Origin of the sequence: Shewanella sp. NKUCC05_KAH (assembly GCF_019345585.1) — a bacterium.
Taxonomy (GTDB): Bacteria; Pseudomonadota; Gammaproteobacteria; order Enterobacterales; family Shewanellaceae; genus Shewanella; species Shewanella oncorhynchi.
The window spans coordinates 320,483-343,613 of sequence record NZ_JAHKQZ010000001.1; the positions used below are offsets into that span (position 1 = coordinate 320,483).

Genomic DNA, 23,131 nt, shown 5'->3' on the forward strand with positions numbered 1-23,131 from the left:
GCGCCTACTTAGCACTAGTTTTAGCCATTTTTTGCACATCAGCCATATCTAAGGTGATATAAGCGGTTTCGTCTAAAAATGCATCTGGCAATTCAGCGTCGTCTTTAATGTCTTCCATTGATTTAACCGGTGCTAAACCATTGGCGACTCGGCGCTCGTTCGTTCTATCGAGGACTTTCTTCTCATCGGCTTCGCGGGAGGCAATGCGCTCACTTTCAACCAGAGAAACTGTCTTCTCTTTGTGGTGCTTTTTAAAGTCGGCAATATCTTGATTGATATAAGCAAACTCTACGCTGCTTTTGATGCGGTTAAGGTGCTTGGCCTCAAGGCTAGTCACTAACTCAGGCGTCACATCATTGAGCGTACCATATTGCGCCATAGGCACTTTATCCCAAGGTAAAGCATTTTTCTCTTCAGCTTCACCGTACTCGCCCGGCTCCAACGCACTTGGGTAAGCAATGTTGGGGGTCACACCTTTAATCTGTGTACTACCACCATTAATACGGTAGAACTTTTGAATCGTATACTGCACATGGCCAATTGGCTTCTCATACATGTCGTAGATACGGCCTAGGCTCTTATGCTGCTGTACTGTGCCTTTCCCAAAACTCGACTCACCGACGATCAGTGCACGGTCATAATCTTGCAATGCGGCAGCAAAAATTTCAGAGGCTGAAGCACTGTAACGGTCAACCATCACAGTCAATGGTCCTGCATAACTGGTTTTACCGTCGTTATCACGATGCGCAGACACTCGTCCATCGGCATCACGAATTTGCACTACAGGGCCCATATCGATAAAGAGTCCCGTCAGCAGCACGGCTTCCGTTAATGCACCCCCACCGTTACCTCTAAGGTCGATGACTATGCCTTCTACTTTGGCGTCGTTTAACTTCACTAGCTCTTTTTCAACGTCCTGCGACAAATTCATATAGAAACCAGGAATTTGGATCACACCGACTTTGCGACTAGCATACTCGCCGTCTTTAGGTTCAATCACCTTAGAGGTTGCCGCTCTGTCTTCAAGGCGAATTTTATCGCGAACTAAGGTAACATCGAATGGCTTCGCATTCGAACCGCCTTTCTTCGGTAAAATTTGCAGTACAACTTTACTGCCCTTAGGCCCTTTGATCAGATCAACTACGTCGTCTAAACGCCAGCCAATCACATCAACAATTTCACCGCCTTCTTGACCGACGCCGACAATCTTGTCTTCCGGCGACAGTTTTTCACTGCCCGCAGCAGGGCCGCCAGTAATTAAACTTTTAATGACAGTGTAATCGTCTTCAAGTTGCAGTTGAGCACCAATGCCTTCAAGGCTCAAGTTCATTTCCATTTGGAAACGTTCAGCATTGCGTGGTGAAAGGTAACTTGTATGTGGCTCAATGCTACGCGAGAAGGCATTCATCACGCCTTGGAACACGTCTTCACTGTTAGTTTGAATCAACCGTTTAATTGCATTGTTGTAACGCTTTTGGAGGATATCAACAATCTCAGGCCATTGCTTACCTGTGAGTTTAAGATTTAGTGCATCGTATTTAACACGTTGACGCCATAACTCATTAATTTCTGTCTGGTCTTTTGGCCATGCGGCCTCATCGCGATCGTACTCATAGGCATCACCGGGCGCAGAAAAATCCATCTCTTTATCTAATAGAGATAAAGCATAGACAAAGCCTTCATAGCGGCGCTTTTGGACGATATCAAACATTTTATAGGCAGGCTCAAGTTCACCAGAACTGAGCATGTCATCGAATTGGGTTGCATAAGGTTTAAAACTATCGACATCCGCTTGGGTTAACACATTACGGCGATAGTCTAACTGCTGTAGATAACGATCAAAAATTTGCGCAGAAAAGGCGTCATCAAGATTGAATCTATGATAGTGCGAACGAGTGTATAAGTCCGTTACCCTTTTGCTCGCAACCTTATGTTGCGCTTCCTGCTTGAGAGTGGGTAACTCGCTGATTTGAATCGTGGGTGGTACGGCCCAAGCCGAGAATCCGACAAAAACAGTGGCGATCGAGGTAGCCAAAGTGAGTTTTCGCATCAACAAGTTACTCCGTTTTAATAAATGATTACAGCAGGATATGTTCTGCTCTAACTTTAATCGTTAGGCCACTATCAAGCTGAACATGAATATCTTCCTTGTTAATGTCAGTAATCACACCGGCTACGGGTGTCATACCTAATTTAACATTGACGCGTTGTTTTTTCGTTAAATCAGTCAATTGTGCTTGAACATAATTGACGACTGGCGCTGCAGCTTTTGGCGCAGGCTTAGCAGGACGCTCAGTTTTAGGACGCTGAGGAACAGCCACCTTTTTAGGTGCTTTCTTCGCCGCGGGCTTAGGTGCAAGTGCTGCACGTTTCGCTTTGGCCTTATCCTGACTCTCTTTCAACATGGCTTGAGCATGATCAATGTGCTCTTGCTCTAACTCGCCGCAAGGTTCGCCATCCAGGTTTACGCGTTGTGCGCCCGCTTTAACGCACTTTAAATAGCGCCAGCTGCTGGTGTAACGTCTCAAGGCAACTCTGAGCTGAGTTTTACTGACTTTAGAATCATCAGCCAACCTTTCAGCCAAATCTTGAAACAATCCGATTTTTAATGGCTTAGTTTCACCTTCAGCAATAAAGCACAAAGGAAATGTTTCATACAAATACGCCAAAATTGCATTGGTGTCGGTCAACTTTTCTGTTGATTCCATCATTACTTCCACAGTCAAAAAGGGACATCGATTCGAGGTGATATATATCAGCTTCTTACATGTCGTTTATCTTCGTTAAACTCAATATTGAGTCAACGTACAAATTAGCATCCTAGCCGCGTTTACTAAAGTTAAAAAATATACCTTAACAAATTTTGACAGCTCAAAACACTAAGCTTATTCATTGCATGCCAATCAAACCAGCTTAATGCGTGCAGGCCATATTATAAGGCGCACGCCACCGATTGCGACTATGAATTATGCGTTATTGTACGCAAATTAATCAAATAGGCAGTTTTCAAAACTTTTAACCAGTAATTCCAGCCCCTTTTGGTCTTCTTGATCGAAACGATCGAAGATAGGACTGTCAATATCGAGCACGGCAACCACGTTACTTTGCGCACGAACTGGCACAACGATTTCAGAATTACTGGCAGAATCACAGGCAATATGACCATCAAATTGATGGACATCAGCCACTCGCTGAGTTTGATTAGTGAATGCTGCAGTACCACACACACCTTTTCCTAACGGAATGCGTGTACAAGCCACTTTACCTTGAAACGGGCCTAATACTAGTTGTTCGCCACGCATAACGTAGAATCCCACCCAGTTCAGCTCAGTTAAATTATCATTGAGCAAAGCTGAAAAATTCGCCATCGCCGCAACAAGGTCGTCTTCCCCTTCCAACAAGGCCAAGGCTTGACGGTTAAGTGACTCATAAAATTTCGATTTCATTACATTTCCTAACAATTTTATTCTGCTGCTTCGGTCTTTTTAGCCGCTTTTTTCGCTGCAGGCGGATTCGTTGGCGTACTATTAACCTGAACGGCGCCTTTAAGCAAGTTCGTCAGCTCATCTTTATTGTTAGCAAAATAGAATGCGAGCTTTTCACCCACACTTTCATCTATACCCACATCAGCTTTTTGAATGAAGGGGATAAGGTTATCGGCGATATCGAGCATCTTATCGTAGGCATCAGCCTCCTTCTTAGATGTGAATGTCATCTTTTCAACCCCTTCTCTGACCACGACAAACTGTGTTATTACTGCCATGACTGCCCTCGCACTGTTTTTATATACAGTAACTAGAGTGACATAGATTGAACTTGTGATGCAAGTGTTCTGATTAATCTGATATTATTAGCGTACTTTCGTTGCCAAGATTATAAAGCGCTAGACGTGGCTGAACAGCTAACTAGCACGACACTTTGCACCGATCTCGCTGTTATTACTCCTATTAGGCTAATATATATTTTTATATGCATGAAAACGCAGCAGAAAATTCAGTAACCCTATGCCGCTCCTGCGATTTAGCAGTCCGCAAACGTGCCTTGCCTAGCGGCGTTAGAGCAATCTGTCCTCGTTGCAGCACTGCACTTTATGACACGCCATACTGCTCCGTGAATGGTATGTTAGCCCTATGTATTTCGGCATTAGTGTTTTATTTCCCTGCTAATTTTTTACCCGTACTCGAGATCCACTTTTTCGGCAGTATTCGTACTACCACGGTTTTCCAAGGGGCATTTGCAGTATTTGACCAAGGCTATTGGGTTGTAGGTGTCGCCGTACTTGCCGCAGCTGTGATAGGTCCAGGCTTATTACTGTTATCGATATTGACACAGATTTTAATTGTGAAATGGGGATTGAGTAGCCTTTTTTGGCGTAACTCATTGAAGCAGTTATTAAAATTTCATGGTATCTTATCGCAGCTCACTATGCTGGAAATTTATGTGATCAGCTTCTTAGTTTCATCATTTCAGCTATCTGATTTTTCGGACATTTATTTTGGTATGGGCACATTTTGCTTCACTATGCTGTTTCTCGTGACCTTGTTTCTACAAAGAGAATACGACTTAGAACATATGTGGACGTTATTGGAAGGTCATAGCTGATATGAAACAACAAGGTAAAGATATCGGCCTATGTCTCTGTAAAGTGTGTCGCCAACTCAACAGCAGTGAACTCACGCACTGTCAGCGCTGTGAAACTGAGTTGCACGTCAGAGACTATTCCAGCCTGCAAAAAAGTTGGGCTTTGTTGATTACCGCTGCCATCTTACTGGTGCCAGCCAACATTTACCCTATCACTATGCTGACCAATCAAGGGCAAGTGCGGCACGACACCATTTTTTCGGGCATTTTACATTTAGTGCATTCAGATATGCTGCCTATTGCCATCATAGTGTTTACCGCCAGTATTTTAGTACCATGGATTAAAATCATCGGCTTATCCATTTATCTGTGTGCGATCAGCTTTGATATCCCGATTTCAAAAAAGAAATTGATGGTGGGTTTTCACATCATCGAATGGATTGGCCGCTGGTCAATGCTCGATTTATTTGTCATCTCAATCACAGTGGCATTAGTGAACATGGGACAATTACTCGACGCGAAACCAGCGCCTGCGGCTACCGCATTTGCCTTGGTGATTCTGTTAACTCAGTTAGCCGCAAAAGTTTTAGACACTCGTTTACTCTGGGATCGATTGGAACCTCAAGATGACACAAATTGAATCGCCGAAAGTTGTAAAGAAAAAACTCTTTTCGCCCATTTGGCTGCTTCCTATTGTCGCGTTGGCATTAGGTGCTTGGCTGGGCATTAAGAGCATTAAAGAATCGGGAGTTGAAATTCAAATTCACTTTCCGAGCGCCACTGGGATTGATGTAGGTAAAACCTTAGTCAAATACCAAGGTTTGACTGTCGGTAAAGTGAAAGACATTGGCATAGATGAAGATCTCAAAGGCGTGAACGTCAAGGTCATGATGGACTACCGCGCTAAGCCTTTCTTGAATAAAGAAACCCTCTTCTGGCTTGTCACACCTAAAGCAAGTATTACAGGTGTTGAAGGCTTAGATGCGCTGTTTTCCGGTAACTATATTGCTATCCAACCAGGGAAAGGTAATGCCTCGACCTTTTTTGAAGCAGAACGCCAACCGCCGCCGATGCAAATCGGCTCAGAAGGTGTGATGGTCGAATTGACCTCCGATAAACTGGGTTCGCTCGATGTTGGCTCGCCAATATTTTTTCGCCAAATCCCCGTGGGTAGCGTGGTCAGCTATCGTTTAGATGGCAATCAAAGAGTCATTATCAGCGCTTTCATTCAAGAGCAATACGCGCGGTTAGTGAAGAAAAATTCTCACTTTTGGAATGTTTCTGGCGTCAAAATTGATGCTTCACTAACTGGGGTTAAAGTCAGTTCAGAGAGTTTGGCGTCCATTCTGGCTGGCGGCGTGAGTTTCAGCTCTGACGATAAAGCAGACATAGCTAAAAACGGTGACGTTTTTTCGCTTTATGATTCAGAAACCACCGCCCTTGGCGGCATAGAAATAAGCTTGACCATGGCTGACGCTAACGGTGTCGACAAAGGCACTCGTATCGTTTATCGCGGCATCAATATTGGCAGTATTTTAAGTAAACAACTCACGTCCAATGGTGTTACAGCCGTGGCTAAGTTTGAACCTCGATACGGTTCACTGTTAACTAACGACGGCGTGTTTTGGCTTGAAGGTGCTGATATTTCCCTCTCAGGCATTAAGAATCCAGAACGCTTACTGACAGGTAGCGTGATCAACTTCCTGCCAGGCATCAACACCAAAAGCGCGGTACCAAGCAGCTTTGCCTTACAAGCCAAAGCGCCTGATTTACTGCAATCGAAGAAGCGTTTCTTGACCTTAACCTCAGCCGAAAACATGGGCATTTCAGCGGGCGCTCAAGTTCGCTTCAAGCAAATCCCCATTGGTTCCGTGCTTGCAGTTAAGTTAACCAAAGATTTATCGGCGGTGGAATACCAACTCGAGCTACAACCTGAGTTTGCCAGTCTAATACGCAGCGACAGCTATTTTGTGCCTGAGTCGGCATTAACGGTAAACGCATCGTTAGACGGGGTCTCAGTCAAAGCAAGGGATTTTACAACGCTCACTCAAGGTGCAGTTAGCTTGATCCAAGGTCACAGCGACACACCTTTAGCTGCTAACAGCGCTCTGACCCTCTTTAGCTCTGTGGATGCCGCGACAGCTTTTTATGATCGTCAGCAGCAAATGCATTTAACATTAATCAGTCAAGATGGCGCCGATGTCAGCCAAGGCTCACCGATTTATTATAAAAAAATGCAAATTGGCACAGTTGACTCAGTGAACTGGCAAAGCAAAACCGAAGACTTCGCTATCAAGCTCGCTATCGACAAACAGTTTCAACCCTTGCTGAAAAAGCCAAAAGTATTCTGGCGTAACAGCGCCGTGGATATCAGTGCCAGTCTTGCCGGTATTGATGTCGCCGTTGCCCCGCTACAAGGGGCATTAAAGGGCAGCATTAGTCTGGGACTGCTTGATAGCAATGACAAAGCCAGCAATGCAGCTAACTTAAAACTCTATGAAAGCAAGCAGTTGGCATTAACTCAGGCGCAGGCAATTCGCCTCACATTACCCGCCTCCAGCAAGCTTACGGCCAAGGCAGCGATTCGTTATCAAGGTCATCAAGTGGGTGAAGTGTCGCAGGTAAAGCTCAATGCGGATCTTAATACACTCACAGCTAGCGCATATCTCTACGGGGAATATGCCGAACATTTCAGCCGCAGTGACTGTGAATATCATTTAGTGGATGCACAAATTTCTCTGGCGGGGATCAAAGCGCCAGAAACGCTGATCACAGGTCCTTACATAGGAGTCTTACCGGGTAAGAGTAGTCAAAAAACGACCCAGTTTGTTGCCAACCTCGCTGCCAGCAGCTATGCCAATGTTGCCGAAGATGCGCTGAAATTCATTCTAGAAGATACTAGCCTAGGCTCAATGAAAGTCGGCACACCTATCTTCTTCCGAGGGATTAAAGTCGGTCAAATCGACGGTTATAGCCTATCGACACAGGGGAATAGTGTATTGATGCAGGCCCATATCGAGGCACAGTACAGTCACTTAGTGAATCAAAGCAGTCAGTTCTGGGATGCCTCAGGGATTAAAGTCGATGTAGGCCTCTTCTCTGGTGCCCAAATCGAAGCGGGCTCGCTGGAAACCTTACTCGCTGGCGGCATCAATGTGGCGACTAAGGACACGACTCAAGAGGGTAATCATTTAGCGACTGGCACAGTATTAAGATTACAACACAAAGCCGAAAACGAATGGCAGCAATGGGCACCAGCCCAGTAATTTTTTTCATCAAAATGCTTACACCAACGCACTAATGTTAAAGCTCTTATAAATAAATCAGGCGCATAATGCGCCTGATTTATTTTTAGCTTCTCTCGCAATGTTATTGAGACATTCTAGATCGCTCAATACTCTAGCCCCCTTATCCATAAAACCAATAACAAACAGCAATCGCGGCGCTGATCCCAGCAAAGTCCGCAGTTAAACCGCAAGCCAAGGCGTGGCGTCCATGGCGAATACCCACAGAACCAAAATACACAGCGAGAACATAGAAAGTGGTTTCAGTGCTACCCTGAAAAATCGCCGCTAATCGACCCGCAAAGGAATCTACTCCGTGGTGATCCATTGTCTCAAGCATCATGGCTCTGGCGCCTGAGCCACTAAAAGGTTTCATCAGCGCGGTCGGCATAGCATCGACAAAACGCGTATCAAAACCTAATATCCGCACACCAGTGGCAATCAAGTGCAACAGATAATCCAAGGCGCCGGATGCACGCAGTAAACCAATCGCTAATAGCATGGCGAGCAAATAAGGGATCAATTGGATGGATTGGGCAAAACCCGCCTTCGCCCCATCAATAAACTCATCATAAACCGCCACCTTACGGATGCCCGCAACAATCACGAAGGTAAATACCAATAACAGCAAAATACCATTGCCCATTGCCGTCGACACAGTGCCAATGGCCTCAGCACTTAAGGTCATCAGATAAAAACCACTCGCCACTAATCCTGAGAGCATCAAGGCGCCATAACCGAGCACCACTGAGTTTAATAATGAAATTCGCTGCACTAACGCCACAACCAGCAAGCCCGCCAATGTCGATGCCGAAGTAGCCAGTAAAATCGGCAAGAAAATATCCGCAGGCGCAGCGGCACCTTGCTGGGCACGGTAAAGGAATACCGTCACAGGCACTAAGGTCACAGAGGAAGTATTGAGTACTAAAAATAAGATTTGCGCATTGGTCGCCACGGTTTTTAGCGGATTTAAACTCTGTAAATCATGCATCGCCTTTAAACCAAGTGGTGTGGCGGCATTATCTAACCCAAAGATATTCGCTGTTAAATTCATCGTGATACTGCCAAAGGCCGGATGCCCCTTGGGCACTTCAGGCATCAAACGGCGCAGTAATGGCTCAAACACAAAGGCAATAGCACCGACAACGCCAGCCTTTTCCCCTACCTGCATCAATCCCATCCAGAGGGAAAGCACGCCAATCAGCCCAAGAGAAATTTCAGCGGCAAGCTTAGCACTTGCAAATAAAGCCGCGACCGAAGCCGATAATACTTCTATATGTCCATTGAACAGTTGCACCGCTATTGCCAGCAATGCCGTGATAAAAAAAGCCAACCACACGCGATTCAGCACGCTAATCCCCTTATTTTTATTTGTTTTTATTCTATTAGCTCATGGCTACTGAGTGCTAGCTTTATGGCGACTCATTCCAATATCGCTGAAATCGTCAGAGCATAAACATTAAATCACAATAGCAGCCTTGGCTGCTCGGGAGAAAATCTCAGACCCAATAAGGGATTATGATATACTCGCGCCAGTTGATACACAGTCTATTTTCCTATGGTTCAATGAAATCAATGGTCCAATTAAATCAAAATTTTATCGATACAATCACCCAAGAACTCCCCGCCCATTTATCCATGGACGAGTTTATTGCCGCCTGCGACAGGCCGCTTAGACGTTCAATTCGGGTCAATACCTTAAAAATCAGCAGTGACGACTTTAAGACCTTGATGCAACCTAAGGGCTGGACGTTCGATCCTATTCCTTGGTGTGAAGACGGATTTTGGATCAGTTACGACGAAGAAGAACAGCTCGGCAATGCCTTAGAGCACATTCAGGGTCTATTCTACATTCAAGAAGCCAGCTCTATGTTGCCGCCGACCGCACTTTTTACACCGAATGCACATTGGCAGTGCGTACTTGATCTCGCCTCCGCACCCGGTTCAAAAACCACGCAAATGGCCGCATTAATGCGAAACCAAGGCTTATTGGTGGCTAATGAGTATTCGGCGAGCCGCGTGAAAGTATTGCACGCCAATGTGCTGCGCATGGGCGCGAGCCACTGCGCCCTCACCCATTTCGATGGCCGTGTATTTGGCGAATACCTGTACGAAAGTTTTGATGCCGTGCTTATCGATGCGCCCTGTGGCGGTGAAGGCACAGTGCGTAAAGACGCCGATGCGTTAAAACACTGGAGCCTAGACGATGTGCTGGCGATTAGCGAAACCCAAAAAGCCTTAATCGAATCGGCGTTTCTCGCCCTGAAACCCGGTGGCTGTTTGGTCTACTCAACCTGCACCTTAAACCGCCTCGAAAACCAAGGCGTGTGCGAGTATTTAAAGCAAGTCTACGGCGATGCGGTGCAATTTGAATCCTTAAGCGATTTATTTGATGGCGCAGATCGAGCTACAACGCCCGAAGGCTTCTTACATGTCTGGCCACAGATTTACGACAGTGAAGGTTTCTTTGTCGCTAAATTGACAAAAACCGCCTCAGTGCCGCGTTTACAACCAGAGCCTACACTACAGAAAAACTTTCCCTTCACGCCCGCATCAGCGAAACAAGCCCAAGGAATAAAAGACTATTTTCAGCAGGATTTAGGCATCAGCTTACCGGACGAACTCATCATGGTTCGCGATGATGAATTCTGGCTATTTCCGCATGAATTCAACGCTTTAATTGGCCGTATGCGCTTTCAGCGCATTGGTATTAAACTCGCCGATAACAGTAAACACGGCTTTAAAGTCCGCCATGAAGCGATTATTGCATTAGCAGGAAAACAGCTCAGCCCAACCGCAAAAACGGTCGATGTAAGCGATGTTGAAGCGAAAGAGTATTTGATGGGGCGAGATATTGCCCTAAACACCGCAGTGAAAGCTCAAGGTGAAGTGATAGTCTGTTATGGCGGTGCACCCTTAGGCATGGCGAAACATTTAGGCAATAAGTTAAAAAACAACCTACCCAGAGACTTAGTGAAAGATAAAGTGTTACTGCTACCAGAACAGACAAAATCGTTATAATTTCGCTGTTTTTTAGCGATAAATAACCTAAAAAAGGGGAAAGTGAGCGCGACTATAAGACAAAAGCTCGACTACACTGAGTCTATTGTAAAGCGCACTGCATGGCGCTTTCACCTGTAGCGCACGGCTCTTCAACGAGCCATTCCCCTAGGCCCAAACAGCTTTAATCGTTTTGGGCCTTTTTTTATGCCTGTACGCTAACAATCACGCAATCGCATAAAATGGGTCAAAGCACTTGCGGCTAACGGCCAACTAAACGCGCTGCATCTTTGAATAAATTAAAGAAGTTATTGCTGGTGTATTCAGCAAGATCTTCGTAACGCTCACCTCTAAGCTCTGCCACAAACTCAGCCACATCGCGCACATAGGCAGGCTGATTCTCTTGTCCACGGTGTGGGATCGGCGCCAAATAGGGCGAGTCCGTTTCAACCAACAGGCGATCCTGAGGCACTTTGCGGATAACGGTTCGTAGATCACCCGCATTTTTAAAAGTGACTATGCCTGAAACCGAAATATAAAAGCCGAGATCAATCGCCGCTTTCGCCATCTCCCAGTTCTCGGTAAAGCAATGCAGCACGCCGCCGACGTTATCCGCGTTACCCTGCTTAAGCATATTGATCGTATCTTCACGTGCATCACGGGTATGGACAATTAAAGGTTTATTCACTTCTACCGCAAGGGCAATCTGCTGCTCAAAACATTGCTGTTGCAACAGCTTAGTGTCGTCTGCATAAAAATAATCTAACCCAGTTTCACCAATCGCGACCACTTTAGGATCGGTGGCAAAGCGGCGGATTTGCTCAACATCGAGGCCTTCTTTAACGTCTAATGGATGCACACCCGATGACAAAAATACCTGTTCGAAGGCTGCAACTTTATCTCGCATCGATTCAAATCCCTGCTGGCGTACATTCACGCACAACATATAGTCCACGCCACGGGCTTTAGCATTAGCAAAAATCTGTTCTAAGGTTTGTTGATCAGGCGCCGCTTTGAGGCGATCGAGATGGCAGTGTGAATCAATAAGCACAAGGATTTCCAAGCAGAGTAACAAAGGACGACAAGGATACCCAGCCAAGGGATCGAGGTCAAATTCAACAGAAGTAAATAGCCAGTTTAGGCAGTGAGCAAACGTTTAAACCAGATCAATAATGCAGGCTAAGCTACATAGTGCAGGTTAGATCGCCGGAGGCGAGTTCACGGGACAGTAACTTTTCGATATGGTGTTTATGGCTATCTGGCTCAGAAATAATTTTAATGCCAATCCCCACAGGGCGGCCACCCGACGCTCCTAAGGGATTAATCCACACCACAACACCACGAAATTCATTAGTGAGGGTTGCGCCGGGTAAACGATACGCAATCGTCAGCGGTTGGCCAAGATAATGACTTTCACTGGTCGCAATAAATAATCCTGCCGGCTTAATGAAAGGCATATAGGCACGATATAACTGATGTAAGGTATCAAAATTAACGACGAGATCTACCATGGCATATTACTTATTTGTTATCTCTCTATATTCTAAGACATAACTTTGACACAGGGCCAGATAATTGACGCTCGGCATTGTGCTTAAGCTATGACACATTCCCATGATCTTAGCCGCCAAATTCCCGAGCTGCACATGAACAAACGCATCTTGATGGCTATTTTTCAGTAAAACCTGTCGTATAAGTAGGTACAAAACCTTAAGAACATCAATTATTTGTTGTTCACTTATTATTAACAAACTAGCACACAGATGACCAGACGACAAACTTTGTGCCCAATCTTTGCGAAATTGTAGCAAGGATTGATACCGACTCTGTTGGCTACACTCAGACTGCAAGCTCTCAGCCAACTTTAACGGCCCCCCCACCACACTCAAACACCAAGTCACATCCTCTTGAATACCACATCGCTGGGCAAGCCAGTTTTTGATGACCTCTCTACTAGGAACGACAAAAGGAATGCGTTGACAACGACTGCTAACCGTCGCCATCAAACGTGCAGGCGTATCCGACTGCAAAATCAGTAAGGTGTCTTTACCTGGCTCCTCAAGGGTTTTAAGGAGTGCGTTCGCGGCAGCGGAGTTAAGACGCTCGCTGTGGTGGATAATCGCTACACGCCTGCCACTTTGCTGTGCGGTGGCTGTCAGACGCGTACACAGCTCACGAATTTGATCGACTTTAATTTGATTGCCATCGGCGGCGATATGATAAAAATCAGGATGATTGCCCGCATCATAGAGCTGACAAGACTTGCAAAAACCGCACGCTCCCACAGGCGTTGGCTGCAAACACATAGCCGCGCGTGCCATAAACACACTCAGCAACTCACCGCCATAGGCTGAATCAATGCCCACGAGTTGTGCGTGAGGTATTTTTTGACACGCTAATTGCGCTAAAAATGCCTGTCTTGGCCCTTCGAGCCAAGGTAATTGCTCAGCCGTAAATCCGGACTCGGCTACCATACCATCGCCTGAAGCACGGCTAAGATATCTTTGTGCACTTCGGCCATAGTTTGGCTCGCGTCTATAACCACAATACTGTCGTCTTCGCTGGCAAGTTTGAGATATGTAGCGCGTGCTCGCTCAAAGAAATCAATCGCTTGTTGCTCAATTCTATCAAGCTCACCACGTTTAGCTGCACGGGTAAGCCCAAGCTTAGGATCTAAATCTAAGTACAAAGTAAGATCGGGTTTAAATCCCTTTAGTGTTGCAGTGCTCACCGCTTCCACTAACGGCATTAACCCTCTGCCACCACCTTGATAAGCTAATGACGATAGATTGTGTCTATCACCCAATACCCATTGCCCTTGCGCAAGCGCGGGCTTTATGACATTGGCAACTAACTGAGCTCTGGCAGCATAAATGAGTAAACACTCGGCCTCATCACACAGGGGATCGTTCGCATCGGCAATCTTAACTAAATCACGGATACGTTCAGCCAATGGTGTACCGCCCGGTTCGCGGGTGCAAATCGGTGCTTTACCCGTATGCTTTTCAATAAAGTCGCGAATAAGGTTAATCGCACTCGACTTACCTGCGCCTTCTAAGCCTTCAATAACGATAAATTTTGCAAAAACTGACATTGGATTTTCTTTCTCTGCATTTTTACTTTGGTGATTTTTCTGGCGTCGCTGGTTTTGTCTTACGCTGATAGACGTCTACGGCGTGATTGTGTTCTTCAAGCGTGGTTGAAAACACATGGGTGCCATCATTGCGCGATACAAAATAAAGGTAACTCACACTGGCGGGCTTAGACACGGCCATCAATGAGGCTTTACTCGGTGCAGCTATCGGCGTCGGCGGTAATCCAAAGATGCGATAAGTATTAAAAGGCGTCTCTTCAACTAAATCTTTGCGGGTGATATTGCCCTTATAGCGATCGCCCATACCGTAAATAACGGTCGGATCGGTTTGCAGACGCATACCTAGGTTAAGACGATTAACAAATACACCGGCGATTTGCTCACGCTCATGGGCTTGGCCGGTTTCCTTTTCAACTATCGATGCCAAAATCAGCATTTCATAGGGCGATTTTAACGGTAAATTAGGCGCCCGTTCCGCCCACGCTTTGGCAAGCTCCTGCTCCATCATTTTATAGCTTTGAGTCAGCATGACTTTAGCATCCGCCTCGGCGGTATAATGATAAGTGTCGGGGAAGAATTTTCCCTCAGGCAAACCAGAATCATCGCCTTGTGCCATCAATACCGCTGCAAATGCTTCTGGTGACATTTGTAAATGCGGAGCACTGGTAAGCTGTTGTTCCCATTCCACAATAGTTTTACCTTCAACTAAGGTCAAACTGAAGGTTTTTACTTTCCCAGCGATCAAATCATTGAGTAAATCAGTAATCGTTTGTGAAGGTGATATTTCATAAAGTCCCGTGCGAATTTTGGCAAGCTCAGGACGAAACTTAAGTAGCCACTTGAGTTTCCACGTATCTTGAATAACGCCGTCATCGGCAAGTTGCTGTGCCAGTTGATTCACACTGGTGCCGCGCTCAACCTTCAACTCTTTAGGCTCGCTGAGGCTCAGCGGCGTTTGACTGTATTCGACAACTGTTTGATAGCCCCAAAAGGCACCCAAACAGACTAAGGTTAGCAAGGTCAACAGGGTTGAACTGGCGATAATAATAATTTTTTTCATAGAGTGAGTGAAAGTGTCTGTCTAAGTTGCGCGGTAATCGGAGCACGGGTGAACTTGAGCGAGTCTATCGCCAGTACATCCACAATCCCTAAAACGCTGTTAGTGATAAACGCTGAGTCAAATTCAATTAAACGCTCGGCGCCAACGGGCAAACATTCGATATTCATGTTCTGTTCAAGCAAGGCCAACATTATCTGTTCGCGCATCACACCCGCCACGCCACACAGGGCTAATGAAGGCGTGATAATGCGATTATCTTTGATAAAAAACACATTCGCCATCGAAGATTCAATCACATTCTCCTCGATATCTTTGACTAACCAGTCATCAAATCCCTGTGGTAAAGAGTGTGATTTAATCAAAACTTGTTCGAGTCGATTTAAATGCTTCATCCCTGCCAACAGAGGCTGCAAACCCAATCGTACCGACGAAGTTTTAAGGCTAATACCCTGTTGCTGCCACTGAGCATAATGGCCGGGGATAGTATGAACTGAGACGATTTCAGTAGGATTAACCGTTTCTGGCGGTGTATAGCCACGGCCACCAGCACCACGGGAAACGATTAACTTAATGCAATGATGAGGATATTCAATAGCTAAGGTATTCAGTTGCTGTTGCAATGCTTTACTCATTTGCCATTGAAATCCAAGCCTTGCGGCGCCTGCGGTTAAACGGGCTTGATGGGCTTCAAAAAACATAATCCCCTCAGCGTCCGTTCGCATCGTTGCAAACAGACCATCACCGTAGGCAAGCCCTCGATCGGAAGGGTCGACACTTGCCTGCGATGCGCCATTCACCCAGAACACGCGTGTTAGTCCTGACTGATACGGCTAGCCACCGCTTCTTGCTGATCTTTGTACTTGGCACTCTTACGGGTGTTATAAGGACGTGCAACCGCATGATTTAAGCGTTCAAAGTTAAGCGCACCTATAGTCATGCGTGGACGCAAAGCTAAAGGTAACTTACCGCTGTTATAAAACTCGAGCACAATTTTACCTTGCCAACCCGGATCGATACGGTGCGCCGTTACGTGTACCATCAGGCCTAAACGCGCTAAAGACGAACGGCCATCAAGCCAACCGACGATGTCGGCAGGTAAAGTTACGCTCTCGTAAGTCACAGCCAAAGCCAATTCGCCAGGATGCAAGAAAAATGCTTCGCCATCGGGGATTTCGATAATCTCACTCATCACCCGATCGAGCGCCGCTTGCATCTCAGCACTTGGACCACTCAAGTCGATAAAAGGCGCGGTATGATCTTTAAAGACGCGAAACTGTCCACCTAAGCGCACATCAACACTGACGCCTGAAATAGCTTCTATGCCTGGGCGAGGTTCTATTACGATAGTGCCGTTATCAAGGGCCTGTTCAATTTCGATATCGGTTAAGCGCATCTTGCCTATTACTCCTTGAGTTTTATGTCGTTATTTTGCCAGTAAATGTTGGATACGAGTCTTTAAAATATCGGTCGCAATACGATTTTTGCCGCCACGGGGAACGATAATGTCGGCGTATTGTTTCGATGGTTCGATAAACTGTAAGAACATAGGACGCACGGTTTTCTTGTACTGTGAAATCACAGATTCCATCGTACGGCCCCGCTCGGCCACATCACGAGTTAAGCGACGTAGGAAACAAATGTCCAGCGGCGTGTCCATAAACACACTCGCGTCCATCAGGGCACGTAACTTAGGATCGGTCAGCAATAAGATACCTTCTAAAATGATCACTTTTTTCGGTGTCATCTTTAAGGTTTCTGCAGTGCGTGTATGTTCTGTATAGCTATAACAAGGGATATCAACAGCTTCGCCAGACTTGAGCAACTGTAAATGCGTGCACAGCAGTTGATGGTCCAGCGCTTTTGGATGATCGTAATTCGTTAATACCCGTTCATCCATGGATAAATGACTCTGATCGCGATAGTACGCGTCTTCATTAATTACCCCAATTTGATCTGTGCCTAAATCGCGGCGCAATTCGTCAAAAATCGTTTTGGCAATTAAACTTTTGCCCGATGCTGACGCGCCAGCAATTGCAATAATGACACACTGCTGAGAATTCATACCCTTAAACCTTACTCGTCATCTGAAACACTAATAGAAACTGTTTTCTGGCTTTGCTTTAAAGCCAATTCTGCGCCCACTTTACGGGCAATTTCCCGATAAAGAGCTGCGACTTCACTGTCAGGATCGGCAACGACGGTCGGCGCACCATTATCCATGGCTTCACGGATATTGATGTGCAGCGGCAAAGCGCCTAACAGTGGAACTTGATAGCGTTCAGCGATTTTACTGCCGCCGTGAGTTCCAAATGGATGTTCTTTATGACCACACTCAGGACATAAATGGAAACTCATGTTCTCGACTATACCCAGCACAGGAATGTTCACTTTCTGGAACATATTGATGCCCTTCTTGGCATCAGCCAGCGCGATATCCTGCGGTGTAGTCACGATAACAGCGCCGCTCACAGGGACTTTTTGCGATAACGTGAGCTGAATATCCCCTGTGCCTGGTGGCATATCAACGACTAAATAATCCAGTTCTGGCCATTGGGTTTCATTCAGTAACTGGGCCAACGCGCCCGCGGCCATTGGGCCACGCCACACGGCAGCTTCATCACCACTGAGCATAAAACCAATCGACTGCGCGGCAATACCATGGGCACTGGCGGCTGTCATATGTTTGCCATCGGGGGAAAGCGGTCTGAAATTAGGGATACCTAACATCATAGGCACTGACGGGCCGTAAATATCGGCATCGAGAATACCCACCTGCGCACCTTCGGCCGCTAATGCCAAAGCTAAGTTCACCGCTGTGGTTGACTTACCCACGCCGCCCTTACCTGAGGCTACGGCAATCACTTGCTTCACATTGGCAATCGGCGCAATAGAAGATAACGCTGAGTAGGCTTTAGGTTGAAAATCGATTTCACACTCGACTTCATCAATAGCATCGAGCACCGCTAACTTATTCGTCAGCGCCATGACAGTGTCGCGATACTGAGTCATACAAGGGTATGGATAGACTAAGCCAAGCTGCAAACGCTTACCTTCCAATGCCAGCTTATTTACGCATCCTGCGCTCACTAACCCTTTCGCGAGATACGGGTCAACAAATGAATCGAGAATAGCCAGAACTGGCCCGAGAAGATCGTCATTCAGACGATAATCAGTTTGAGTTGAAGACAAAAGAATTACCCCCACCAATAAATTTGCCCAAGTGTACCAGATAATGCAGAAAACATTAGCGCAGATTTAGCTCAATTGGCTCAGGTTTTGATGAAAATCATCCTGTAATCGGTTAGTATCTCTACCAATATTTTTGGCCCACCACGATATTTGAGACAAGATGGCAACTTCACAACGTAAAATTCTCGTGACCAGCGCACTTCCCTATGCAAACGGACCGATACATTTAGGTCACATGCTGGAATACATACAGACAGATATCTGGTCGCGTTATCAAAAGCTTCGTGGACATGAGTGCCACTATATTTGTGCCGATGACGCCCATGGCACGCCAATCATGCTTAAAGCACAGCAATTAGGCATAGCGCCAGAAGACATGATTGCCCAAGTGAACAAAGAACATCAGCAGGATTTTGCCGATTTCAATATCGCCTTCGATAACTATCACAGCACCCACAGCGATGAAAACCGCGTACTGGCGAGTGATATTTATCTCAAGCTACGTGCGAATGGCTATATCAAGAGCAAGAGTATTTCTCAGCTGTTCGATCCTGAGAAATCCATGTTCCTACCCGACCGCTTCGTAAAAGGCACTTGTCCTAAGTGTAAGTCACCGGATCAATACGGCGATAACTGTGATGCCTGCGGCGCGACTTACAGCCCAACTGAGCTCATCAATCCAAAATCAGCAGTATCGGGTGCGACACCAGTGATGAAAGACACTGAGCACTTTTTCTTCGACCTGCCCGCCTTCGAAGGCATGCTAAAAGAGTGGACTCGCTCTGGTGCCCTGCAAGTCGAAATGGCCAATAAACTCGACGAATGGTTCGATCAAGGTCTGCAGCAATGGGATATCACCCGTGATGCGCCGTATTTTGGTTTCGAAATTCCCGATGCGCCAGGTAAGTATTTCTACGTTTGGCTAGATGCGCCTATCGGTTATATGGGTTCGTTCAAAAACCTCTGTGACAAACGCCCTGAGCTGAGCTTTGAGGAATTCTGGGGCAAAGATTCAACCGCCGAGGTTTATCACTTCATCGGTAAAGACATAGTCTACTTCCACAGTCTGTTTTGGCCTGCCATGTTACACGGCTCTGGTTACCGCCAGCCAAACAGCGTCTATGCCCACGGCTATGTGACGGTCAACGGCGCTAAGATGTCAAAATCCAAAGGCACTTTCATCAAAGCGCGAACTTATTTAGATCATTTAGATCCTGAATATTTACGTTACTACTACGCCGCCAAACTCAGCAGCCGTATCGACGATTTAGATTTAAATCTCGAAGATTTCGCCCAGCGCGTGAATTCAGACTTAGTCGGTAAGCTAGTGAACTTAGCCTCGCGCACCGCAGGTTTTATCACTAAACGTTTCGATGGCAAGCTAGCGAAAATTAACGACACCACACTGACTGAGGCGTTTCTAGCCAAGCAAGAGGTGATTGCCGAATTTTACGAAGGCCGCGAATACGGCAAAGCAATGCGCGAAATCATGGCACTAGCGGATATTGCTAACGGTTTTGTAGCCGATGCTGCGCCTTGGCAAATGGTAAAACACGATGATCAACAGGAAGCGGCCCATCAAGTGTGTTCAAATGCCTTGAATCTGTTCCGTATTCTAGTGACGTATCTCAAACCTGTATTGCCACGTTTAGCCCAAGATGTGGAAGCCTTTTTCCAACTACCGCTCACTTGGAGTGCATTGAACCAAGATTTAGCGGGTCATGAAATCGCGCCATTCAAAGCCATGATGCAACGTGTTGAGCTGGATAAAGTCAATGCTATGGTTGCCGACTCCAAGGATAACCTGCAAGTCACGGCCGATGCACCAAAGACGGCTGCGCCTGAAAAAACGGTTGAATCATCTAATGTCAGCAGTGAGCCTCTGGTTAACGATCCTATCAGTGAAACCATCAACTTTGATGATTTTGCGAAAATCGACCTGCGTATCGCTCGTATCGTGAAAGCCGAGCATGTTGCTGACGCTGACAAGTTACTGAAGTTGCAGCTCGACATCGGTGGCGAAACACGCCAAGTGTTTGCAGGGATCAAATCGGCATATTCGCCAGAAGACCTTGAAGGCAAACTAACTGTGATGGTGGCTAACTTAGCGCCACGTAAGATGCGTTTTGGTATGTCAGAAGGCATGGTTTTGGCCGCTGGCCCTGGTGGCAGCGACCTGTGGATTTTAGAACCCCATGAAGGCGCACAGCCTGGCATGCGGGTTAAGTAATCTGCGCTAGATAGTGCTCGAAAAATCAATAAGGCCGCATTTTATGTGGCCTTATTTGTTGATATCGATTGTTTGAGCCGATTCGTGGTCGCAAGTGTCACGCAGTCTTTTAAAAGACTGAGTTTAAGCCATTTAATTTTAACTGAGTGGTTTAAGAGACCGAGTTAAAACTCGTATTTCTATCGACAAGATATTCACGGCAATGTGACATTCATATCAGTGACAAGTCTAAAATCGACGCAGTGCTAAATGAATAACTCGAGGAGTCGTTATGGGAAATATCGTTGAGCAGTTGCTGTTTTCGGCCTCGATTACGGGCCCCATCTGTTTGATGTTAGCGCTCGGTGTGATCCTAAAACGCACCCAAATCATCAATGAAAACTTTATTGATGTCGCATCAAGATTAGTCTTTAACGTGACGCTGCCAGCCTTGCTGTTCCTTAGCATCATTAGCTCCAATCACGATCTCGCCTCCAGTGCGCCCTTGATTGGCTATGGTTTAGCGGCCAATTTCCTGTTTTTTATACTCTCCACCTATGCAACTGGGCGGCTATTTCCCAAGCACAAAGACCAAGGAGTGATTATTCAAGGGGGTTTTAGGGCCAATACCGCCATTATCGGCTTAGCTTACGTTTCCAACGCCTATGGGAGTTCTGGTGTTGCCTTAGCCGCAGTCTATGTTGCCTCGATGACGCTGCTGTATAACATTCAAGCGGTTATTTGCCTAAGCCCTAAAGGCGAAGAATCCAGCCAACGTGCATTTGGCGTGATCATCAAGACCATCACCAAAAACCCGTTGATCATTGCCATTATGGCAGGCATGTTGTTCTATTTGCTTGCTATTCCAGTACCGAAAATGGTGCTCGATGCGGGACAATACTTTGCCAATATGACCCTGCCATTAGCGCTACTGTGTACCGGCGGCTCGCTCGATATTGGTTCACTCAAACATGAAAAGCATACAACTTGGTTCTCGACCGCATTGAAACTGATCTTTGCCCCGCTTTTTATCACTATTGGGGCCTTGCTGTTGGGTTATCGAGGGATTGAGTTAGCACTGGTTTTTTTAATGAGTTCTGCACCCACCGCAGCCGCAAGCTATGTGATGGCGCGCGCCATGGGTGGCAATGCGCCCCTTGCGGCCAATATTATTGCGCTAACCACAGTCTGCTCGCTGATCACGTGCACCTTAGGCATCTTTATATTGTCCACTTTGGAGCTAATCTAGCAGCAGCTAAGAGCTGATTGCACAAACGCTAGAGGAACGGATTTGAGTGACTATAAGTAACAATAAAACCACAATAAAAAAGGCGAGCCATGCTCGCCTTTCGTTTAGGAATAAAACAGTTAGATGGTCATCATAAGCCGCTTTATGAATGGATTAGACCGGATTGATGATATCCACAAAATGGTGCACGAGATCAAACTCGCGGGCGAGGTGACGGCCTAAAGCTTGAATGCCAAAACGTTCTGTCGCATGGTGCCCCGCCGCAAAATAATGTATGCCCTGCTCTACCGCACTGTGGAACGTTCGCTCGGACACTTCACCACTGATAAACGCATCCACACCTAAACTCGCCGCAACATCGATATAGTCCTGTGCACCACCAGTACACCAAGCTACATGTTGGATCTTAGCATCGCGATCACCAATGTGCAGTGGGGCTCTGCCTAACGCATTCTCAAGGGTGTGAGAAAATTCGCTAGCACTGACTGCAAGATCAAGTTTTCCACGCCACAGTAGCCCCTGAGCCACATCTTCGATGGCTTCTGCGTCGATGATCCCAAGCTGTCTCCCCAAAGTCGCGTTATTACCGAGCATTGGGTGGGCATCTAAGGGTAAATGATATCCAAACAAGCTAATATCATGCTTGAGCAGCGCCTTAATTCGGCGTTGTTTCATGCCTGTGATCACTTCAGGCTCATTCTTCCAAAAAAAGCCGTGATGAACCAATATCGCATCGGCGTTTAATCGAATCGCTTCATCGATCAAGGCCTGACAAGCTGTCACGCCCGTGACTAAGGTTCGGATCTCATCCTTGCCTTCTACCTGCAGCCCATTGGGTGCGTAATCCTTAAAGGCCGACACATGTAAAAAATCGGCTAAATATTGGCTTAGTTCTGTCCGTGTCATTGCATTACCGTCCGTTACTCTAGATGACCATTTACTGAAGATGAGCACTTATTCAAGATGAGACAATCGCTTACATCGCGATATCAACACGCACGCCACCTTGCAGGTACACCACTCGAACTCTGTCACCCGCGTTAAACGTCATGCCAGCATCGTAATCTTGGATCACCATGACCTGAGTACCATCTTCTTGATTGATCATCAGTTCCACCAGCTTAAACGATTGCACGCTAGTACCGCTGCCATAACGGTTACCGATACCCCCACCAATCAAGGCACCTAAAATCGTCGCAACATCTCGACCCGACCCGCCACCAAACTGATTACCAATCACCCCACCCGCTAAGGCGCCGCCGAAGGTTTTCCAACCTTGATTACGGTCTTCAATTAACTGGGTTTCGGTGATATTACGTACCGAAGTGATATCGCCATAGAGTACTTTCTCAACTGGCACGGCTTGATTGCGATCATAGCCAGCATTAGCGGGACTAATGATAAAAGCAAAAATAAACATAAAGCTTGCTAGAGTAGGTTTCCACATATCTGAATTTCCGCTAAC

22 protein-coding genes are annotated in these 23,131 nt (G+C 46.4%); 6 read left to right on the forward strand and 16 right to left on the reverse strand.

All coding sequences use genetic code 11. The annotated features are described in order from the left end of the window. Positions 1 to 4: 4 nt before the first annotated feature. The 4 genes from prc to KO533_RS01360 all read right to left on the reverse strand — a co-directional run bounded on the left by prc (position 5) and on the right by KO533_RS01360 (position 3,763). Complete coding sequence (gene prc, locus KO533_RS01345; RefSeq protein WP_219252548.1) at positions 5 to 2,050, reverse strand: carboxy terminal-processing peptidase; 2,046 nt, start codon at positions 2,048 to 2,050, stop codon at positions 5 to 7. 28 nt (positions 2,051 to 2,078) lie between these two features. Then, positions 2,079 to 2,708: an RNA chaperone ProQ gene (gene proQ, locus KO533_RS01350; RefSeq protein ID WP_028759761.1), complete on the reverse strand. Its 630-nt coding sequence runs from the start codon at positions 2,706 to 2,708 to the stop codon at positions 2,079 to 2,081. A 279-nt stretch (positions 2,709 to 2,987) separates the two neighbouring features. Further along, complete coding sequence (locus KO533_RS01355; RefSeq protein WP_219252551.1) at positions 2,988 to 3,446, reverse strand: GAF domain-containing protein; 459 nt, start codon at positions 3,444 to 3,446, stop codon at positions 2,988 to 2,990. Positions 3,447 to 3,463: 17 nt separating this feature from the next. Continuing rightward, on the reverse strand, positions 3,464 to 3,763 hold the full coding sequence (locus KO533_RS01360; protein WP_219252553.1) for a YebG family protein: 300 nt from the start codon (positions 3,761 to 3,763) through the stop codon (positions 3,464 to 3,466). A 206-nt stretch (positions 3,764 to 3,969) separates the two neighbouring features. Here KO533_RS01360 and KO533_RS01365 point away from each other — a divergent pair, with 206 nt between their 5' ends. From KO533_RS01365 to KO533_RS01375, 3 genes are read left to right on the forward strand one after another with little or no spacing between them, the layout of a single operon-like run. Continuing rightward, positions 3,970 to 4,602 (forward strand): paraquat-inducible protein A, encoded by a 633-nt coding sequence (locus KO533_RS01365; RefSeq protein WP_173244555.1) that lies wholly within the window; start codon positions 3,970 to 3,972, stop codon positions 4,600 to 4,602. Between the two features lies 1 nt (position 4,603). Beyond that, positions 4,604 to 5,221 (forward strand): paraquat-inducible protein A, encoded by a 618-nt coding sequence (locus tag KO533_RS01370; RefSeq protein ID WP_105252657.1) that lies wholly within the window; start codon positions 4,604 to 4,606, stop codon positions 5,219 to 5,221. Further along, positions 5,208 to 7,847 carry an MlaD family protein gene (locus tag KO533_RS01375; protein ID WP_219252560.1) on the forward strand — a complete coding sequence of 880 codons (2,640 nt, stop codon included), beginning with the start codon at positions 5,208 to 5,210 and terminating at the stop codon, positions 7,845 to 7,847. The genes KO533_RS01370 and KO533_RS01375 overlap by 14 nt, the downstream gene beginning before the upstream one ends. 142 nt (positions 7,848 to 7,989) lie before the next feature. Here the strand turns inward: KO533_RS01375 and KO533_RS01380 are convergent, their stop codons facing one another. Next, positions 7,990 to 9,216 carry a spore maturation protein gene (locus KO533_RS01380; RefSeq protein WP_212600209.1) on the reverse strand — a complete coding sequence of 409 codons (1,227 nt, stop codon included), beginning with the start codon at positions 9,214 to 9,216 and terminating at the stop codon, positions 7,990 to 7,992. Between the two features lie 224 nt (positions 9,217 to 9,440). On the opposite strand from KO533_RS01380, the gene rsmF reads away from it, so the two are divergent. Then, positions 9,441 to 10,886, forward strand: a complete 1,446-nt coding sequence (rsmF, locus tag KO533_RS01385; RefSeq protein WP_219252562.1) for a 16S rRNA (cytosine(1407)-C(5))-methyltransferase RsmF — start codon at positions 9,441 to 9,443, stop codon at positions 10,884 to 10,886. Positions 10,887 to 11,127: 241 nt separating this feature from the next. Here rsmF and KO533_RS01390 read toward each other — a convergent pair whose 3' ends face one another. The 9 genes from KO533_RS01390 to apbC all read right to left on the reverse strand — a co-directional run bounded on the left by KO533_RS01390 (position 11,128) and on the right by apbC (position 18,208). Continuing rightward, positions 11,128 to 11,916 (reverse strand): YchF/TatD family DNA exonuclease, encoded by a 789-nt coding sequence (locus KO533_RS01390; RefSeq protein ID WP_219252566.1) that lies wholly within the window; start codon positions 11,914 to 11,916, stop codon positions 11,128 to 11,130. Between the two features lie 133 nt (positions 11,917 to 12,049). After that, positions 12,050 to 12,376 (reverse strand): PilZ domain-containing protein, encoded by a 327-nt coding sequence (locus KO533_RS01395; protein WP_028759752.1) that lies wholly within the window; start codon positions 12,374 to 12,376, stop codon positions 12,050 to 12,052. A gap of 6 nt (positions 12,377 to 12,382) precedes the next feature. Further along, positions 12,383 to 13,339, reverse strand: a complete 957-nt coding sequence (gene holB, locus KO533_RS01400; RefSeq protein WP_219252569.1) for a DNA polymerase III subunit delta' — start codon at positions 13,337 to 13,339, stop codon at positions 12,383 to 12,385. Beyond that, a complete protein-coding gene (gene tmk, locus KO533_RS01405; protein WP_028759750.1) occupies positions 13,333 to 13,959 on the reverse strand; it encodes a dTMP kinase in 627 nt (208 codons plus the stop codon). Before tmk ends, holB begins: the two co-directional genes overlap by 7 nt. 22 nt (positions 13,960 to 13,981) lie before the next feature. Beyond that, positions 13,982 to 15,019: an endolytic transglycosylase MltG gene (gene mltG, locus KO533_RS01410; RefSeq protein ID WP_105252663.1), complete on the reverse strand. Its 1,038-nt coding sequence runs from the start codon at positions 15,017 to 15,019 to the stop codon at positions 13,982 to 13,984. Then, complete coding sequence (gene pabC / locus KO533_RS01415) at positions 15,016 to 15,825, reverse strand: aminodeoxychorismate lyase (RefSeq protein ID WP_219252570.1); 810 nt, start codon at positions 15,823 to 15,825, stop codon at positions 15,016 to 15,018. The genes mltG and pabC overlap by 4 nt, the downstream gene beginning before the upstream one ends. A gap of 5 nt (positions 15,826 to 15,830) precedes the next feature. Then, positions 15,831 to 16,412 (reverse strand): dCTP deaminase, encoded by a 582-nt coding sequence (dcd, locus tag KO533_RS01420; RefSeq protein ID WP_028759747.1) that lies wholly within the window; start codon positions 16,410 to 16,412, stop codon positions 15,831 to 15,833. A gap of 30 nt (positions 16,413 to 16,442) precedes the next feature. Beyond that, positions 16,443 to 17,081, reverse strand: coding sequence for a uridine kinase (udk, locus tag KO533_RS01425; protein ID WP_028759746.1), 639 nt, complete (start codon positions 17,079 to 17,081; stop codon positions 16,443 to 16,445). Positions 17,082 to 17,092: 11 nt separating this feature from the next. Further along, positions 17,093 to 18,208, reverse strand: a complete 1,116-nt coding sequence (gene apbC / locus KO533_RS01430) for an iron-sulfur cluster carrier protein ApbC (protein ID WP_006086266.1) — start codon at positions 18,206 to 18,208, stop codon at positions 17,093 to 17,095. A gap of 160 nt (positions 18,209 to 18,368) precedes the next feature. On the opposite strand from apbC, the gene metG reads away from it, so the two are divergent. Together metG and KO533_RS01440 are read left to right on the forward strand one after the other, a co-directional pair. Continuing rightward, positions 18,369 to 20,438: a methionine--tRNA ligase gene (gene metG, locus KO533_RS01435; protein WP_219252580.1), complete on the forward strand. Its 2,070-nt coding sequence runs from the start codon at positions 18,369 to 18,371 to the stop codon at positions 20,436 to 20,438. A gap of 271 nt (positions 20,439 to 20,709) precedes the next feature. Beyond that, positions 20,710 to 21,666 carry an AEC family transporter gene (locus KO533_RS01440; RefSeq protein WP_219252582.1) on the forward strand — a complete coding sequence of 319 codons (957 nt, stop codon included), beginning with the start codon at positions 20,710 to 20,712 and terminating at the stop codon, positions 21,664 to 21,666. Between the two features lie 153 nt (positions 21,667 to 21,819). On the opposite strand, the gene KO533_RS01445 is transcribed toward KO533_RS01440, so the two are convergent. Then, a complete protein-coding gene (locus tag KO533_RS01445) occupies positions 21,820 to 22,572 on the reverse strand; it encodes a Nif3-like dinuclear metal center hexameric protein (protein ID WP_219252592.1) in 753 nt (250 codons plus the stop codon). Positions 22,573 to 22,642: 70 nt separating this feature from the next. Further along, positions 22,643 to 23,113 (reverse strand): glycine zipper 2TM domain-containing protein, encoded by a 471-nt coding sequence (locus KO533_RS01450; protein ID WP_028759742.1) that lies wholly within the window; start codon positions 23,111 to 23,113, stop codon positions 22,643 to 22,645. Positions 23,114 to 23,131: the final 18 nt, after the last annotated feature.

Coding starts and splice junctions, on each gene's coding strand:
- metG (WP_219252580.1), top strand. CDS start 18,369: ATGGCAACTTCACAACGTAAAATTCTCGTGACCAGCGCACTTCCCTAT.
- KO533_RS01445 (WP_219252592.1), bottom strand. CDS start 22,572: ATGACACGGACAGAACTAAGCCAATATTTAGCCGATTTTTTACATGTG.
- dcd (WP_028759747.1), bottom strand. CDS start 16,412: ATGCGCTTAACCGATATCGAAATTGAACAGGCCCTTGATAACGGCACT.
- mltG (WP_105252663.1), bottom strand. CDS start 15,019: ATGAAAAAAATTATTATTATCGCCAGTTCAACCCTGTTGACCTTGCTA.
- KO533_RS01365 (WP_173244555.1), top strand. CDS start 3,970: ATGCATGAAAACGCAGCAGAAAATTCAGTAACCCTATGCCGCTCCTGC.
- tmk (WP_028759750.1), bottom strand. CDS start 13,959: ATGTCAGTTTTTGCAAAATTTATCGTTATTGAAGGCTTAGAAGGCGCA.
- KO533_RS01375 (WP_219252560.1), top strand. CDS start 5,208: ATGACACAAATTGAATCGCCGAAAGTTGTAAAGAAAAAACTCTTTTCG.
- KO533_RS01450 (WP_028759742.1), bottom strand. CDS start 23,113: ATGTGGAAACCTACTCTAGCAAGCTTTATGTTTATTTTTGCTTTTATC.
- holB (WP_219252569.1), bottom strand. CDS start 13,339: ATGGTAGCCGAGTCCGGATTTACGGCTGAGCAATTACCTTGGCTCGAA.
- KO533_RS01360 (WP_219252553.1), bottom strand. CDS start 3,763: ATGGCAGTAATAACACAGTTTGTCGTGGTCAGAGAAGGGGTTGAAAAG.
- udk (WP_028759746.1), bottom strand. CDS start 17,081: ATGAATTCTCAGCAGTGTGTCATTATTGCAATTGCTGGCGCGTCAGCA.
- rsmF (WP_219252562.1), top strand. CDS start 9,441: ATGGTCCAATTAAATCAAAATTTTATCGATACAATCACCCAAGAACTC.
- KO533_RS01370 (WP_105252657.1), top strand. CDS start 4,604: ATGAAACAACAAGGTAAAGATATCGGCCTATGTCTCTGTAAAGTGTGT.
- KO533_RS01355 (WP_219252551.1), bottom strand. CDS start 3,446: ATGAAATCGAAATTTTATGAGTCACTTAACCGTCAAGCCTTGGCCTTG.
- proQ (WP_028759761.1), bottom strand. CDS start 2,708: ATGGAATCAACAGAAAAGTTGACCGACACCAATGCAATTTTGGCGTAT.
- KO533_RS01395 (WP_028759752.1), bottom strand. CDS start 12,376: ATGGTAGATCTCGTCGTTAATTTTGATACCTTACATCAGTTATATCGT.
- KO533_RS01440 (WP_219252582.1), top strand. CDS start 20,710: ATGGGAAATATCGTTGAGCAGTTGCTGTTTTCGGCCTCGATTACGGGC.
- prc (WP_219252548.1), bottom strand. CDS start 2,050: ATGCGAAAACTCACTTTGGCTACCTCGATCGCCACTGTTTTTGTCGGA.